The 12,492-nt window shown below is 70.1% G+C and carries 14 protein-coding genes; 4 read left to right on the top strand and 10 right to left on the bottom strand.

Going from position 1 to position 12,492, the window contains the following annotated elements; all coding sequences use genetic code 11:
• The 3 genes from B4V06_RS02290 to B4V06_RS02280 form a co-directional block, all read right to left on the bottom strand.
• Positions 1-439, bottom strand: a 439-nt coding sequence (locus tag B4V06_RS02290) for a DJ-1/PfpI family protein (RefSeq protein WP_498167145.1), incomplete at its 3' end; no start/stop codon positions are given.
• Positions 440-1,009: 570 nt separating this feature from the next.
• The gene (locus B4V06_RS02285) at positions 1,010-1,912 is read right to left on the bottom strand and encodes an acyltransferase (RefSeq protein ID WP_123113112.1); all 903 of its coding nucleotides are present in this window, start codon (positions 1,910-1,912) and stop codon (positions 1,010-1,012) included.
• A gap of 63 nt (positions 1,913-1,975) precedes the next feature.
• Positions 1,976-2,152 (bottom strand): hypothetical protein, encoded by a 177-nt coding sequence (locus B4V06_RS02280; RefSeq protein ID WP_158606062.1) that lies wholly within the window; start codon positions 2,150-2,152, stop codon positions 1,976-1,978.
• A gap of 148 nt (positions 2,153-2,300) precedes the next feature.
• Here B4V06_RS02280 and B4V06_RS02275 point away from each other — a divergent pair, with 148 nt between their 5' ends.
• Positions 2,301-3,371 (top strand): aldo/keto reductase, encoded by a 1,071-nt coding sequence (locus B4V06_RS02275; protein ID WP_123113113.1) that lies wholly within the window; start codon positions 2,301-2,303, stop codon positions 3,369-3,371.
• Between the two features lie 125 nt (positions 3,372-3,496).
• A complete protein-coding gene (locus B4V06_RS02270; RefSeq protein ID WP_498167141.1) occupies positions 3,497-3,667 on the top strand; it encodes a hypothetical protein in 171 nt (56 codons plus the stop codon).
• A 58-nt stretch (positions 3,668-3,725) separates the two neighbouring features.
• Here the strand turns inward: B4V06_RS02270 and B4V06_RS02265 are convergent, their stop codons facing one another.
• From B4V06_RS02265 to B4V06_RS02250, 4 genes are all read right to left on the bottom strand, one after another.
• A complete protein-coding gene (locus B4V06_RS02265; protein WP_123113114.1) occupies positions 3,726-4,685 on the bottom strand; it encodes a DUF7260 family protein in 960 nt (319 codons plus the stop codon).
• A gap of 206 nt (positions 4,686-4,891) precedes the next feature.
• Entirely contained in the window at positions 4,892-5,734 is an 843-nt protein-coding gene (locus tag B4V06_RS02260) for an eIF2B alpha/beta/delta subunit family protein (RefSeq protein ID WP_123114872.1), read from the bottom strand.
• A gap of 520 nt (positions 5,735-6,254) precedes the next feature.
• Positions 6,255-6,611, bottom strand: a complete 357-nt coding sequence (locus B4V06_RS02255) for an RNA polymerase Rpb4 family protein (RefSeq protein WP_498167139.1) — start codon at positions 6,609-6,611, stop codon at positions 6,255-6,257.
• 1 nt (position 6,612) lies between these two features.
• Complete coding sequence (locus tag B4V06_RS02250; protein WP_123113116.1) at positions 6,613-6,906, bottom strand: 50S ribosomal protein L21e; 294 nt, start codon at positions 6,904-6,906, stop codon at positions 6,613-6,615.
• A gap of 180 nt (positions 6,907-7,086) precedes the next feature.
• Between B4V06_RS02250 and mptA the strand changes: the two genes are divergently transcribed.
• Positions 7,087-8,016 carry a GTP cyclohydrolase MptA gene (mptA, locus tag B4V06_RS02245; RefSeq protein ID WP_123113117.1) on the top strand — a complete coding sequence of 310 codons (930 nt, stop codon included), beginning with the start codon at positions 7,087-7,089 and terminating at the stop codon, positions 8,014-8,016.
• 49 nt (positions 8,017-8,065) lie between these two features.
• On the opposite strand, the gene B4V06_RS02240 is transcribed toward mptA, so the two are convergent.
• The 3 genes from B4V06_RS02240 to B4V06_RS02230 all read right to left on the bottom strand — a co-directional run bounded on the left by B4V06_RS02240 (position 8,066) and on the right by B4V06_RS02230 (position 11,063).
• Positions 8,066-8,872 (bottom strand): TrmB family transcriptional regulator, encoded by an 807-nt coding sequence (locus B4V06_RS02240; protein ID WP_123113118.1) that lies wholly within the window; start codon positions 8,870-8,872, stop codon positions 8,066-8,068.
• A gap of 143 nt (positions 8,873-9,015) precedes the next feature.
• Positions 9,016-10,674 (bottom strand): DUF255 domain-containing protein, encoded by a 1,659-nt coding sequence (locus tag B4V06_RS02235; RefSeq protein ID WP_498167136.1) that lies wholly within the window; start codon positions 10,672-10,674, stop codon positions 9,016-9,018.
• Between the two features lie 167 nt (positions 10,675-10,841).
• Positions 10,842-11,063, bottom strand: a complete 222-nt coding sequence (locus B4V06_RS02230; protein ID WP_498167133.1) for a DUF8028 family protein — start codon at positions 11,061-11,063, stop codon at positions 10,842-10,844.
• A gap of 333 nt (positions 11,064-11,396) precedes the next feature.
• On the opposite strand from B4V06_RS02230, the gene B4V06_RS02225 reads away from it, so the two are divergent.
• A complete protein-coding gene (locus tag B4V06_RS02225; RefSeq protein ID WP_498167131.1) occupies positions 11,397-12,482 on the top strand; it encodes an asparaginase in 1,086 nt (361 codons plus the stop codon).
• Positions 12,483-12,492: the final 10 nt, after the last annotated feature.

Raw genomic sequence — 12,492 nt, 5'->3', positions numbered from 1 at the left:
CGACCTCGGGCCTGACCGCGGGGTAGGCGGTCATCTCGTAGCCGTCGAGCACGCCCGCGGCCGCGAGGATCTGCGGGCCGTGGCAGATCGACGCGACGGGCTTGTCGGCCTCGAAGAAGTGGCGCACCGCGTCGAGCACCTCGTCGTACCCGCGGAGGTACTCGGGCGCGCGCCCGCCGGGGACGACCAGCGCGTCGTAGTCGGCCGGGTCGACCGCGTCGAACCCGTGCGTGAGCGCGAAGTCGTGGCCGCGGGTCTCGAGGTAGGTCTGGTCGCCGCGGAAGTCGTGTATCGCGGTCTTGACGCTGTCGCCCTCCTCCCGCTCCGGGCAGACGGCGTGGACCTCGTGGCCGACCGCCTGTAGGGCCTGGAAGGGCACCATGATCTCGTAGTCCTCCCCGAAGTCGCCGACGATCATCAATATCTGTTTTCCTGTCATGTGTACAACACCACATCGAGATACGCGCTACTGTCAAATAATGATACTGGTGAGCGGTAGCACACTACAGATCAGCTCGGGGGAGGAGGACGACGGAGTGCCGGCTGTTATTTATAAATACAGATCGCGGCGACGCGTTACTGTCGCGGTGGCGCGCGCCCGTGAGCGGCCGACAGGCCGCGAACGGCACGTGCGAGGGAAGCGGTGAGTGAGGGGCGACCGCAGGGAGCCCCGAACGAACCGCGAGGCTGGGGAGGTGTGAGGTGCGGTTGCGGTGCGGTCGGGCGGGACTCAAAGGGGCAGCCGCGAGGCGGCCGCAGGCGACGTAAGCACCGCAGGGAGCGAACGAAGTGAGCGACTGAGGAGCACAGCGAGCGTGCGGCCGCCTCGCGGCTGGGGCTTTGGAGGTGTGTCCCCCGTCGATTCGCGGTCAGTCGCTTACAACCGAGCGGCTGGGGCTTTGGAGGTGTTCTCTGACGACCTCCAGTCAACTATTTATAAGCGATCGATCAGAGCGGTAGAGCTGAAAGTCACTGGCAACGCATCTCCGACGTCCGCGCACGACACGTCTTATTTCGGCGGCGTGAGGTCGCGCTGGAACTCGTCGAACTGGTCGAGGTCGTCCGGGAGCTCGTACTCGATCTCGCGCTCGTCCTGCCGGTCCGGGAGCCGGCCGTCCTCCAGCTCGTCGGCGACCTCCTCCCACCCCGGCTTCACGCGGACGCTCCGGGCGGGGGAGCCGACCACCACGTGGTGGGCCGGGACGTCGCCCTGCACGACCGAGCGGGCGCCGACGACGCTGTTCTCGCCGACCCGGCAACCGGCGCGCACCATCGCGTCGTAGGTGACGCGGGCGTCGTCCTCGACGACCGTGTGGAAGTTGCGGACCTCAGTCTGGTCGACGAGGTCGTGGTCGTGGCTGTAGAGGTGGACGCCGTCGGAGATGGACGCGCGGTCGCCGATCGTCAGCTTCCCGCGGTCGTCGAGGTGGACGTCGTCGTGTATCACGACGTTGTCGCCGACCTCGATGTTGTGGCCGTAGGTGACGGAGATCCCTTTGAAGAAGCGGCAGTCGTCCCCGCACTCGGCGAACAGGTGGTTCCCGAGCATCTGCCGGAACCGGAGGGCGAACTCGACGTTGTCGGCCATCGGCGTGGCGTCGAACTGGCGCCAGAGCCACTGGAGGTGTTTCGACCGCTGGAACCGCTCTTCGTCCTTCTCGGCGTAGTACTCCGATTCCAGCGTCGCGTTACACGGGTCGTATCCCTGGAGGCGGACGCGCTCGGCCCGCGACACCGACTCCCCGTCCTGCCACGCCTCCCACCGCTCGCGGTCCCCGTGGAGGTCGATCAGCACGTCCCGAACCACGTTACAGGTGTCCTCGTCCGAGGAGAGGCGCTCGTCCACCTCGTCGATAAACCCTCGGACCCCGGCCTCCGCGCCGTCGGGCAGGGACACGTGTCGCTTTGTCATCGGGTCCCCTTCGTCGCCGGCCTTCAAAGGGATTCGGTTGTGCGGCCCGCGGTGTTCCCCCGGTCAGTAGAACTCCGCGTTGACAAACAACCCGACGAGGAAGCCAACGAAGGCGACCGTGACCATCGCGACGATCCCGGCGGCGCCGAACGAGAGCAGCAGTGCGGCGACCGCGACGACCGCGATAACCGCGAGCAGGGCGACGACGGCGTCGAGTCGACGGCGGAGGGCGTGATCCATAGGCGACCGACTGGCCGCGAGCGAGTAAGTTCCAACGGTGTGCGAGGGGATCGCGGGGTCGCGATCGGACCGGCGGGCGGGGTTCGGTCGTTCCCCCGGCCCGAGACCGACCGCGCCCGATAAGTGTCCCGACCGCCAACCGGAGGGTATGCAGCACCGCGAACTCGGGAACTCCGGCGTCGAGGTCTCTGAGATCGGCTTCGGCGCGTGGGTCGTCGGCACCGACTGGTGGGGCGACCGCTCGGACGAACAGGCGGTCGAGATGGTCGAGACGGCGCTCGACGCCGGCGTCACCTACGTCGACACCGGCGACGTGTACGGCCACGGCGACAGCGAGGAGATCATCGGCCGCGCGATCGACGGCCGCCGCGACGAGGTGACGCTCGCGACGAAGATCGGGTACGACTTTTATAATAATCCGCAGGCGGGCCACGGCGAGCTCCCGAAGGAGCTCGACCGCGAGTACCTCGAGACCGCGTTCGAGCGCTCGCTCGACCGGCTCGACACCGACCACGTCGACCTGCTCCAGCTCCACAACGCGAACGTCGACGAGGTCACCCCCGAGGTGCGCGACCTCCTCGCCGAGTGGAAGGCGGACGGCCGCGTCCGCGCGCTCGGCTGGGCGCTCGGCCCCTCGATCGGCTGGCTCGCCGAGGGCGACGCCGCCGTCGAGTACGAGGAGTTCGACGCGGTCCAGACCGTCTTCAACTGCTTCGAGCAGGAGCCCGGCCGCCATTTCGTCGACACGATCCGCGAGACCGGCTCGGACACCTCGGTCATCGCCCGCGTCCCGCACTCCTCCGGCCTGCTCAACGAGCAGGTGACGCCCGACACGGTGCTCGAGGACGGCGACCACCGCTCGCACCGCCCGACGGAGTGGTACGAGACCGGCTGGGAGAAGGTGGAGGCGATCCGCTTCCTCGAGGAGCCCGATCACGCCGAGGGGACCCGGACGATGGCGCAGGCGGCGATCCGCTGGCTGCTCGCGCACGACGAGGTCGCCTCGGTGACCCCCACCTTCCGCGACGCCGACGACATCGCGGAGTGGAGCGCGGCGGGCGTGCCGCCGCTCTCCGAGACCGAGTACGAGCGCGTCGACGAGCTGTACGCCCGGAACTTCGACATCGACCGCGACGACGGGATGGACGTCCTCCGGACCTCCGTCGACGGGGAGGACATCGAGGCCGCCGGCCTCGACAAGCGCGCCGCGTCGTACTGAGCCGCCCCGATCCCGGTCGTCTCGAACCGACCGCTTTCGGTTGTCCTCCAGAGGGGACCGTCCCCGCGTCGGAACCCGCCTTTTTCGCGTCGAGACCGCACGACTGCGGAGGGAACCGGTCCCGTATGAACACTTTCACCGCGGTTCCGATCCCGGCCGAGACGACCGGCCCGGCCGAGACGACCGGCCCGGCCGAGACGACCGGCCCGACCGGTCGCGAGACGGAGCCGCGGCTCGGCGGGCGGAAGTGGTGGCTCGGTGGAAAACCCTCGTCACAAGGGGCTCAGTGGGGGTAACACGTCGTCATGGCCACCATCACGAGCGTGGCCGCCTGCACTTATAAACCTCCCGTGACTACCGGCCGCCGGCCAGACGGCTCGCGACGCGGTCGCGGTCGGCGCGTATCCGCTCCGCGAGCTCCGACACCTGCGCCAACACGGGGTGCCGGGGGCCGTCCGTCGGGGCGTACAGGTAGTCGTAGAAGGCGCGGTCCCCCTCGACGTCCACCGCGGGACCCGGCGTCATCGGCGGGTCGGCGAGCGACTCCTGCCGCTCCGCCGCGATCTCGTCGCATTCGCGTTCGAGGTCCTCGAGTCGCTCCCAGACGTCGATCGCCGCGTCGGCCCCGCTCCCGGAGACGCCGTCGAGGTGTTCGAGGAGCCGTCGCCGCCGCCGGTCGACGCCCGAGAGGTCGCTTTCGAACGCCCGCAGCGCGTCGATCTCCTCGCCGATCGCGTCGGCGAGCGACGAGCGCGCCTCGGCCGCCTGTCGGCTCCGGCCGACGAGCGCCGACTGCGCCGCGGCGGAAAGGGTGCCGTTCGACGCCAGCGCGGCCGCCGTGTCGGGTCCGAGCTCGGCGGCGAGGCTCTCCGGGATCGTCTCGTCGTACTCCTCCCGGTAGTGGGGGACCGACATCACGGTGTCGCGGTACGCCGCCAACACGCGCCTGAGCCTGACGTCGCCGTCGCTCCCGACGCTGTCGACCGCGCGGATCGCGACCATCGACCCGTCGAATCCCCCCGCCGTCGACCCGGTCGGCGCCGGATCGAGCGCGTCGACGCGGTCGGCGAACTCCTCGAACGCGTCGCGCTCGGCGAGGACGCGCCGCCGCTCGCCCCGCCCGGCGTCGACCGCGTCCCGGACGTGTGCGAACGCGAGGAACGCCGCGAGGCCGACAACGACCGCCGCGACGACGACGGTCGGTTCGGTCGCCGCCGTTCCGACCTCACACGATAGGGCCGTGCACTCCTCCATCGCCACCGGATCCGTGCCGGGGATCCGGAAGGCGTTGGCGGAGCTCGAATACATACTCATTACATCCGTTAACACGGTACATACACAAAGCACTTACGTCCGTTTTTCGGCGTAAAGAAAGATATCCCGCAGGAGAAGGCGATCGACCGCGCGGCCGAGTTCGGCGGGGGTTGCGGTCGAGTTCGGCGGAGGGTGCTGGCGACTCCGTCCGGTGGTCAGGGGGTTCGCGACGACGCCTCCGCGAGGCGGCCGACGGGGCCGGGCGGCTACTCGACGACGCCGTCGTCGGTGATCACGGTGTCGATCATCCCGATCGGGGTCGCGTCGTAGCTCGGGTTCTCGATCTCGACGTCCTCGACGGGCTCGCGCATCACCTCGACGGCGTCGCGGAACTCGTTCTCGAAGCGGAACTCCTCGATCGTCTTCGCGCCCGAGCCGACCGCGGTCACCGGGACCCCGAGGTCGCGCGCGGTGACGACCAGCGGGAAGGTACCGATCCGGTTGTAGTAGGTGCCGCCGGTGATACAGGTGATCCCGAGGAGGACGCGGTCGCAGTCGCGGAGGGCGTACCCCATCGCGCTGTCGACGACCATGTGGACGTCGACGCGGGACATCCCGGCGAGCACGCGCGCCGTCTTCCGGCCCAGGGTGCGCGGCCGCGCCTCGGTGACGTAGACGGTCAGGTGCGCGCCGCCGCGGGCGGCGTTTTCGATGGACTCCAGCACCGTCGTCGAGTAGTCGTGGACCAGCAGCGTGTCGCCGTCCTCGATGTGTTCGGCCGCGTTGGCGGCGGCCTCTCCCTTCGCCGTCTCGATGTCGTCGGCGACTCGGTCGATCGTGTCTTCGAGGAGCTGTTTGGCGTCCTCGACGCTCGTCGGCTCGCCGATGATCGAGCGCTCGACGTCGCGCATCGCGTTGTGGAGCGCGGCGTGCGAGGGGTTCGACCGGCGCAACACGCCGGCGTTGTGTTCGAGGTCGCGCTCGAACTCGTCGACCGTCCTGTAGTCGCGGTCGAGCAGCTCCGCGAGCGCCCGCGTCGCCTTCACTGCCACCGCCGACGTGCTGTGGGTCCGCATCGCCCGGATCTCGGCGACGGTCTCATCGATCATACCGATATCGTCGTCGCGGCCGTTCAAAGGGGTTCCGGGGTCCCGTCGGTCGGACCGAATAATGCGGTTGGCGCGCGCCTCCGAGCGCCCGCAGGGCGCGAGGAGTGCGCGCGAGGGAGTCGGACCGGCGCGGCCGCGCCGGTCCGACGAGGCTGGGGAGGTGTGAGGTGCTGTGCGGTGCAGTCGGGTGGGACTCAAAGGGGCAGTCGCGAGGACGAAGCCTGACGACGCAAGCAGCGTGGCGCTACGCGCCACGGGCAGCCGGCGGCAAAGCCGCCGGCGACACCGCAGAGAGCGAACGGAGTGAGCGACCGAGGAGCGCAGCGAGTCACGCGAGTCCTCGCGACTGGGGCTTTGGAGGTATTCACCGCCGATCTGTATTCAATCGTTTATAACCGAGCGACTGGGGCTTTGGAGGTGGTCTCTACGTCACCGACAGCAACGACTTATAAACGAACGGACAGAGCGGTGGTCCGACGAACGAACCGATACGCAACTAAAAAGACGCGTTTCGTACGATCTAGGCGTACTTCGCGACGATGTCGAGGACGTCGTCGAGCTCGTCGCCGTCGAGCGAGTAGCGCTCCTGAGCGAATACCGAGCGCAGCTCGGTGCGGTCCTCCGGGAGGAGGTCGGCGATCTTCACCGCGGTCGGGATGTCGATCTGCTCGAGCTCCGTCAGCTCCTCGACGAGCTCGCGAGACTCGTCTGCGTCGAGCCGGGCGAATCGGTTGACGTGCTCGATCGCGCGGGCGAGCTCGTAGCGGAGGTCGCGGTCCTCGTCCTCGGCGCGCTCCGCCTCGATGTCCACGAGGACCTCCTTCGCCTCGGAGACGGTGACGTACTCCTCGTCGACCTTCTCTTTGAAGATCGTCATCTCAGTTCTGCTGGGCGCTCATGTGGGCGGCGCGGACGATGAGCGTCTTCGTCTTCCCGCCGTCCGGAATCTCGACTTTGAACGCTGCGCCCTGCTTGCCCACGACGGTGCCGGTCCGGCCGTCGAAGCGGGGGTGGAAGCGACCCTCCTGCACGCTGGGGTCGATCTTGAGGTGGACCTGCGAGCCCGTCTCGAACTCCTGGATGGCTCGCTGCGGCGGCGACGTGCCGCGGTTGCGCGGTTTGTTCGAGAGCTTGTCGCGGGTCGCCTTCTGAGGCCCATTAGAACTCGGCATGGTCTTGGGCTACGTTCCGCTGCCGCAGGTATAAATGGTGCGTTACGGGCGCCGCCCGAGAGCGGCTACCACACCGCGAGGCGACGCCGGACGATATCCCCGGGCACGGGCGTCGAAACTACCCTATGCAACACCCCCTATCGAAAGTGCTAATCACGCGAGTTCCCTAACGCGTTTATAATGAGCCATCAGCTGCCGGACGTACAGGCGTCGGCGCCCGACGTCACCGTCGGGCTCTCGCAGGTCGGCGTCACCGGCGTGGAGAAGCTCGTCAAACTCGCCCGCGGGGACAAACGCCCCATCGTCCTCATGGCCGAGTTCGAGGTGTTCGTCGACCTGCCGAGCGGGCGCAAGGGGATCGACATGTCGCGGAACCTCGCGACGATCGACGAGATCCTAGAGGAGATCACCCGCGAGGAGGCGTACCGCGTCGAGGACGTCTGCGGTGACGCCGCCGAGCGACTCTTAGAGAAGCACGACTACACCACCACCGCCGAGGTGTCGATGACCGCGGAGCTGGTCACCCGCGAGGACACGCCGGCGTCCGGCATCGAGACGCAGAGCACGTCGACGATCATCGCCAGCGCGACCGCGACCGAGGAGGGCACCCGCGAGGAGATCGGCGCGGAGGTCACCGGCATGACCGTCTGCCCCTGCTCGCAGGGGATGAGCGAGTCCCGCGCCCGCGAGAAGCTCGCCGAGCTCGGCGTCGACGAGGAGACGACGGAGGAGTTCCTCGACGCCGTCCCGCAGCCGGGCCACTCCCAGCGCGGCCACGCGACGCTCACCGTCACCACCGACGGCCACCCCGACCTCGACCTCCGCGATCTGATCGACGTCGCCCGCGACTCGATGAGCGCCCGGATCTACAACATGGCGAAGCGGCCCGACGAGGACCACATGACCTACGAGGCCCACGCCGACGCGAAGTTCGTCGAGGACTGCGTCCGCGCCCTCGCCGAGGGGACGGTCGAGGAGTTCGACCACCTGCCGGACGACGCCGTGATCCGCATGAAACAGTCGAACGACGAGTCGATCCACCAGCACAACGCCCACGCCGAGCGCGAGGTCACGATGGGCGACCTGCGGACCGAGCTGAACGTCCGCTGAACGGAGCGCGGATTCCCTCTTCTCGCCGGGTTTACCCGGGTTGTCTGATTCACCCGAACGACAGCGTCTCCGCGTCCGCCCACCGCGGCTCGAACTCCTCGCTCACGCTCGTCGCGAACTCCGCGTCCTTCACGTCGATCATCGCGAACGGCTCGTCGCCCGACAGCGGGTGCGGCACCTCGATGCACACCTCGATCCCGTCGAACACGTTGAACGTCCCGTCGACGCCCGCGGTCGTCCGGACTTCGAACCCCTCCATGTCTGATAACTCCGCGGTGTACCGTCGACCGACGCTCCGCGGTAGCGCGTCCACCGTCTCCGGCGACAGCAACACCCGGATCTCGACGCCGCGTTCGAGCGCCGACTCCAGCTCCGCGGCGACCTGCTCGCCGATCGTTCCGAGGTCGAAGCCGGTCGCCGGCGCCCCGACGACGACGACCATCCGGCGCTCGGCAGCCGCGATTCGCTCCAAGAGGAGGTCCGTGGCCTCCTCCGCGCCGACTGCCGCCGTCCAGAACTGGCCGTCGACCGGCTCCCCCGCGTCGAGCTCCGTCGAGAGGTCGGCGACCACCTCCTCGTACTGCTCCGCTTGCGTCTCCAGCTCCCGCTTCTTCTCGTCGAGCAGTCGGTCGAGCGCGGCGTCGGGCTCGACCGCGGCGTACTTCTTCGGCCGGCTGGCGGCCTGACTCCGGACGAGGTTGTGCTGCTCTAAGCTGTTGAGCACGTCGTACACCCGCCCCATGGGAACCTCGCTGGCCCGCGAGAGGTCCTTCGCCGTCGTCGGCCCGGTGCGCAGCAGCGCTCGATAGGCGCGCGCCTCGTACTCGGAGAGCCCCAGATCCCGGAGAGATGCCATACCGTCCGATCACGTGGCATCGGTATAAACACGTCGCCGGTTTACACGCGAGTGCGGTGGTGAGACGCGAGTCGGCTCCGCGTGGCGATCGCCCGGACCGTCACAGACGACCGAAAGCGGTCGAACGCTTCGGACGCCGCGGCCTACTCCGCGGTCTCGGCGACCCGCCGCATCAACTCGTCCGGCGTTTCCGCGGGCTCCGAGATCGCGTCCCCGGCGAGCACGACCGCCGAGCCCGCCGGGACCGACCGCGGCGCCGGCGACCCCTCCAGATGGGCGTTCGGGGCGACGACCTTCTCGTGGTCCGCGACCCGCCACGCCGCGCGGTGGAGGTCGCTGCCCGGCTCGTCGCCGACCGCGATGACGGTGGTGCCGCGGAGGAGCCGCCCGACGAGGCTCCCGTAGCCGGCGACCTGCACGCCGAGCCGCTCCGTGGCCCCCGCGAACGCTGCCGCGGTCTCGCGGGCGACCCCGCGGTAGCGGTCCTCGCCGGTCAGCGCCGACAGGTCGAGCAGCGCGGTCGCCATCTCGACGTTGCCGTCGAGCGGCCGGAACGGGCGGTCGAGCAGCCCCGGGCCCGACCGCGGCCCGTCCACGAAGGAGCCGTCGACGTGGAGTCGGTCGATCGCTCGGTCCGCGACCGCGCGGGCGACGTCGGCGCCCTCGCCGAGGACGCCGGCGGCTCGTACGTACGCGCTCACGACGCGGGCGACGTCGTCCAGCAGATCCGACTCGCCGACTTCGTCGCTGCCGCGGTAGTGGGTCACCGCGCCGGAGTCGGCGTCGATCAGGTCGCGTTCGAGCTCGTCGAGGATCCGGTCGGCGTACTCGCGGGCGCGCTCGTCGTCGGTGTACGCGGCGACCGCGAGCAGCGCGTCGGCCGCGAGCGCGTTCCCGCCCGCGAAGACGGTCAGATCGCGGCGGGGCGAGTCGAGCTCCGCGCGGTCGTCTGCCGGCGCGGCGTAGTAGGCGCGGCCGAGTCCGGGCCCGAGGCTCCCGCCGACGCCGTAGCCGGTCCAGAGGTCGTCGGTGAGGAACTCGACCGCGTCGGTCGCGGGCGCCAAGTACGCCTCGTCGCCGGTGTAGAGGTAGGCGTTCGCGAACGCGCGCGTGACCGCCGCGTTCGTGTCGATCGGCTTCTCGTAGGCGACGTCGCCCCAGTCGCGGGTCCCCGCGAACCGGAAGAAGCCGCCGGCGACGTCGTCGGCGAGGTGGTCGCGCACCGCGTCGAGCGTCCGGAGGGCGCGGTCGCGGTCGCGCTTCAGCGCGAACTCCACCGTCCGCGGGAGCGGGAACTTCGCGTCCGTCCCCCAGCCGGCGTACTCCTCGTCGTACTTCACCTCCACCTGCCCGGCGAGGTGGCTCTCGATCGCGTCGGTCAGCTCCGCGCGCGGCGGGAGGTCGGCGTCGAGCGCGCGGGGGACCCGCCCCGCCGACCGTCCCTTGTCGGCCCACATCTGCCGCACGGACTCGAGCACCTGCCGCATCCCGTCGACGTCGAGGTAGCCCGCGCCGGTGAGCAGCTCGCCGTCGGGCGTGAGGAACGCCGTGGTCGGGAAGCCGCCCATGTTGTACCGCTCCCGGACGCGCGGGCGACGGTCGACGTCGACGCGGACCGGGACGAACCCCTCGTTGACGTTGGCGGCGACGCGGGGCTCGGCGTACGTGACGGCGTCCATCTCGTGACAGCCCTCGCACCACGTGGCGGACAGCGAGAGGAGCACCGGGCGGTCCCGCTCGTCGGCCTCGGCGAACGCCTCGAGCCCCCAGTCGCGCCACTCGACGTGCGTCTCGTCGGTCATACCGACAGTCCGGTCGGCCCGTGGGTAAGCGCTTCGAGACGGGCGGGAGGGCGGCGGGGACCGGAACGGCTAGCTTGGAGGAGGAGACCGAGAGAATCGGGAGGGAGGGCGTGATCGAACGGGTCAGTGCCTCCGGAGGGCGGCGCCTCGGTCCGGCGGTCCGTCGGTCAACGCTTGTAGTCGTGGCCGAGCGCGAGCGCCAGCGCGTTCGCGAACAGCAGGCCGACGAACAGCAGCCCGGTGCCGCCGTCGAGCCCCATGTACAGGAGGACGGGGTACGTGGCCGGGATGGCGATCGCGGCCCAGAAGGCGGCGGCTTTCATCGTGCCGGTCATCAGCCCGGCGACCTGTCGGCCGGAGGCGAGGCGCGTGGGGGCGGGGATTGACATGGACACTTCTCCGTATGACGGGGGACCCCATATAGCCGGTAGAGGGTTCGGGGATTTTCACCTCGTTTTCTCGGTCTGCTCCGACGTTTTAAAAACGCCTCAGAAACGTTTTAATCGTTTACCGGGTCCTCTCATCCTTTTTTTAGCGAAGTCAGTCGATCTCCGTCGAGCCGCTCCGATCGTCGCCCCTCGTCGTCGGGTCTCGCTCCTCGTCGTCGGATCGCGCCGATCGACAGCGGATCGCGCCGGTCGACGTCGGCTCCGCGGTTCGCCGGCGGGACGCGCGGCTGCCGCGGGACCAACCGCTTTGGTCCTTCGGGAGAACCGGAGGGTATGACGGAGACCGAGCCGACGGCGGACCGCGAGGCGCGCGAGGAGCGACGAGTCGCGACCGACGGCGGGAGGGACCCGCGCGTCGCGGTCGTCGCCTGCGGCGGGACCATCGCGTCAGAACCGGACGACGGCGGGGCTGCGCCGGCGAAGACCGGCGACGACCTCGTCGCGGCGGTCCCGGACGTGGAGCGGTACGCGACCGTGAGCGCCCGCGAGGTCTGCTCGCAGCCGGGATTCGACGTGCGGTGGCGTGACGTGCTCGCGACCGCGGCGGCCGCGCGCGAGGCGGTCGCGGACGGCGCCGACGGCGTCGTCGTCACGCACGGCACCGACACGCTCGCTGACACCGCGTTCGCGCTCGACCTGCTCACCGACCTCGACGCGCCGGTCGTCGTCACGGGGGCCCAGCGCCGGCTCGACGAGCCCTCCAGCGACGCGCCCGCGAACCTGACGCTCGCGGTCCGGGCCGCCGCGGACTCGCGGTTCGCGCCCGGGGTCCACGTCGCGTTCGACGACGAGCTCCACGCCGCCCGCGACGTCGTCAAGGGCCACAGCAACGCGCTCTCGACGATGGCCTCGCCGGGGACCGGCCCGGTCGCGACGTTCACCCGCGCCGGGTCGCGGCTCGTCCGCGAGCCCCGGCGGGGGGTCGACGTCGATCCGCTCGCAGACGCCATCGGGAGCGCCGACGACGTCCCGGAGGTTCCCGTGATCCACTCCGGGACGGGCGTCGGCGCCGGGGCCGTCGAGCGCGCGGTCGACGCGGGCGTCGGCGGGCTCGTGATCGAGGGGACCGGCCTCGGGAACGCGACCGCCGCGATCGGCGACGCCGTGGGTGGCATCCTCCCGGAGACGCCCGTCGTCGTCGCCGGCCGCCCTCCGGCCGGCCCGACCGAGCCGGTGTACGGCACGCCCGGCGGCGCGGTCACGCTGGCGGAGCACGGCGTGACGTTCGCCGGCCCGCTCCCGGCGTCGAAGGCCCGAATTGCGCTCGCGCTCGGACTCGCGGCCGACCTCGACGGCGGGGAAACGGCCGGCGACGCCGACGACCTCGCAGACCTCTTCCGGACGCCGGACGCGGAGTGAGATAACACAG

This window comes from Halorubrum sp. B53 (genome assembly GCF_059752395.1).
Note: the sequence above shows the minus strand (reverse complement) of the source record. Positions and strands in the feature narration are given on the sequence as shown.

Bases quoted from the DNA above. Each gene is read 5' to 3' on its own strand.
- B4V06_RS02255 (WP_498167139.1), bottom strand. From the start codon at position 6,611: ATGACGATCTTCAAAGAGAAGGTCGACGAGGAGTACGTCACCGTCTCC.
- mptA (WP_123113117.1), top strand. From the start codon at position 7,087: ATGAGCCATCAGCTGCCGGACGTACAGGCGTCGGCGCCCGACGTCACC.
- B4V06_RS02265 (WP_123113114.1), bottom strand. From the start codon at position 4,685: ATGAGTATGTATTCGAGCTCCGCCAACGCCTTCCGGATCCCCGGCACG.
- B4V06_RS02240 (WP_123113118.1), bottom strand. From the start codon at position 8,872: ATGGCATCTCTCCGGGATCTGGGGCTCTCCGAGTACGAGGCGCGCGCC.
- B4V06_RS02285 (WP_123113112.1), bottom strand. From the start codon at position 1,912: ATGACAAAGCGACACGTGTCCCTGCCCGACGGCGCGGAGGCCGGGGTC.
- B4V06_RS02275 (WP_123113113.1), top strand. From the start codon at position 2,301: ATGCAGCACCGCGAACTCGGGAACTCCGGCGTCGAGGTCTCTGAGATC.
- B4V06_RS02260 (WP_123114872.1), bottom strand. From the start codon at position 5,734: ATGATCGATGAGACCGTCGCCGAGATCCGGGCGATGCGGACCCACAGC.
- B4V06_RS02270 (WP_498167141.1), top strand. From the start codon at position 3,497: ATGAACACTTTCACCGCGGTTCCGATCCCGGCCGAGACGACCGGCCCG.
- B4V06_RS02280 (WP_158606062.1), bottom strand. From the start codon at position 2,152: ATGGATCACGCCCTCCGCCGTCGACTCGACGCCGTCGTCGCCCTGCTC.
- B4V06_RS02225 (WP_498167131.1), top strand. From the start codon at position 11,397: ATGACGGAGACCGAGCCGACGGCGGACCGCGAGGCGCGCGAGGAGCGA.
- B4V06_RS02235 (WP_498167136.1), bottom strand. From the start codon at position 10,674: ATGACCGACGAGACGCACGTCGAGTGGCGCGACTGGGGGCTCGAGGCG.
- B4V06_RS02250 (WP_123113116.1), bottom strand. From the start codon at position 6,906: ATGCCGAGTTCTAATGGGCCTCAGAAGGCGACCCGCGACAAGCTCTCG.
- B4V06_RS02230 (WP_498167133.1), bottom strand. From the start codon at position 11,063: ATGTCAATCCCCGCCCCCACGCGCCTCGCCTCCGGCCGACAGGTCGCC.